This window comes from bacterium (assembly GCA_026398675.1).
Taxonomy (GTDB): domain Bacteria; phylum RBG-13-66-14; class RBG-13-66-14; order RBG-13-66-14; family RBG-13-66-14; genus RBG-13-66-14.
Window position 1 is genome coordinate 1 of the sequence record JAPLSK010000006.1, and the last position, 1574, is coordinate 1574.

Annotated in this window: 2 protein-coding genes; one reads left to right on the top strand and one right to left on the bottom strand. The window is 62.0% G+C overall.

Going from position 1 to position 1574, the window contains the following annotated elements:
* Positions 1–222: 222 nt before the first annotated feature.
* On the bottom strand, positions 223–597 hold the full coding sequence (locus NTW26_00060; protein ID MCX7020666.1) for a hypothetical protein: 375 nt from the start codon (positions 595–597) through the stop codon (positions 223–225).
* A gap of 220 nt (positions 598–817) precedes the next feature.
* Between NTW26_00060 and NTW26_00065 the strand changes: the two genes are divergently transcribed.
* Complete coding sequence (locus tag NTW26_00065) at positions 818–1399, top strand: sigma-70 family RNA polymerase sigma factor (GenBank protein ID MCX7020667.1); 582 nt, start codon at positions 818–820, stop codon at positions 1397–1399.
* Positions 1400–1574 lie beyond the last annotated feature (175 nt).

Below are 1574 nucleotides of genomic sequence, written 5' to 3' on the forward strand. Positions count from 1 at the left end.
ACATAAGGCAGCCCTAATCCCCATCCCCGCGCCCGACAAATTGCGATGATGTAGGGGCCGACCGACGGCGCGCCGTTTAGGTCGGCCCGCGGGCGACCGTGAACGGTCGCCCCTACGGGTTGAATTCGCGCTGGAGAAACGTAGAGGCGTGTGTCCACACCATCCCGATTTACATAAAAAAACGGCGCCCGGGCGCCGTCTTACAATTCCGCCGAAAGTCCATCACTCCGACGTCTGGTCGCCGATGACACCCCTCAAGATTAGAATCCCAACCAGGATAAGCGCCAACCCGATCCAGCCCGGGATCGAGGCCCAGAAACCGATCCACAGCGGCAGGCCCATGAAGGTGCAGCCCAGGAAGCACGACAGCCCGATGAAGAAGAGGATGAGGCCGGAGACGAAGAATTTTGTCGCCCGCTCCCGGGGCGTTTTTTTCTTCCGCTCGATGTCGGTCAGCCAGTCGGGCGGCGTGATGCCCTGGCGCAGCGCCTCCATCCTCTCCTCGTGTACGAGCTTCTTCCGCCGGAAATCCAGCCAGATGGCCAGCATCCCGATGCCGATCCCCATGAAGACCGTGGTGAATCCGACTATGTCCATGAGAGCCCCCGTCCGCTTTTTTCGCCTCACACCCTTGGATACGCACCGGGCGGGACCGGTTTCACTAACGTGTCACTTCGTTTCACCTTGACGATACTACCACACCGTCCTACCATTGGAAAACTTAGTCAGACACTTCAGAAGCGAAGTGAAGCGAGTAACGCCCCAGCAAAACCGATCCGACCTTTTTTGTATCAAAGGGAATGAAAGCCGTTTTTAGTTGGAGACGGAACGCGAACAGGAACTGATTCGCCGGGCGATAGAGGGCGACGAGAACGCATTCGCCGAGCTGGTGTACGCTAACCAAGACCTCGTTTACACGTGCTGCTACCGCGTCCTGCGCGACCCCCGGGCGGCGGAGGAGGCGGCGAACGAGGCCTACCTGCGGGCCTGGCGCGGCCTGGCCGGTTTCCGCTTTCAGGCGAAATTTTCCAGCTGGATTTTCCGCATCGCCCACAACGCCGCGGTGAGGATGGCGACCCAGCGGCGCCTGGAAACGGTCTCCACCGACGACGAGGAGCACCCCGGCCTGGCGCAGGCCGCCGTGGATGAACCCATGGTGGAGCGCAAGCTGGAGGCGGACGGTGAGATGGAGCTCGTCCGCGGTTTACTGGCCGAGCTGCCCGAGAACGAGCGCCGGGCCATCGAGCTGGCGTACCTGGAGGGCGTGGATTACCGCGACGCCGCCGCGGCCCTCGGGTGCCCCGTGGCCACCCTGAAGACCTGGGTCCACCGGGGGAGGAAAAAGCTGCGGGAGCTCTACATCGAGCGGACGGGCGATTCGTTCCAGGTTGTCGAGTGAAACGGGTTTGGGCTATGCTTTGCGAGGGGTGACGATGGACGACGATGAACTGAGAGTCCTTTTCGACCGATACGCGGCCGGTGAGCTGGCCCCCGAGGAACTGTAGGCCTTTATCCGCGCCATGGAGAGGGTCCGGGGTAAGGTGGAGGTCGTCGAGTAAAGGGTCGGCCGGCTG

Bases quoted from the DNA above. Each gene is read 5' to 3' on its own strand.
- NTW26_00060 (MCX7020666.1), bottom strand. From the start codon at position 597: ATGGACATAGTCGGATTCACCACGGTCTTCATGGGGATCGGCATCGGG.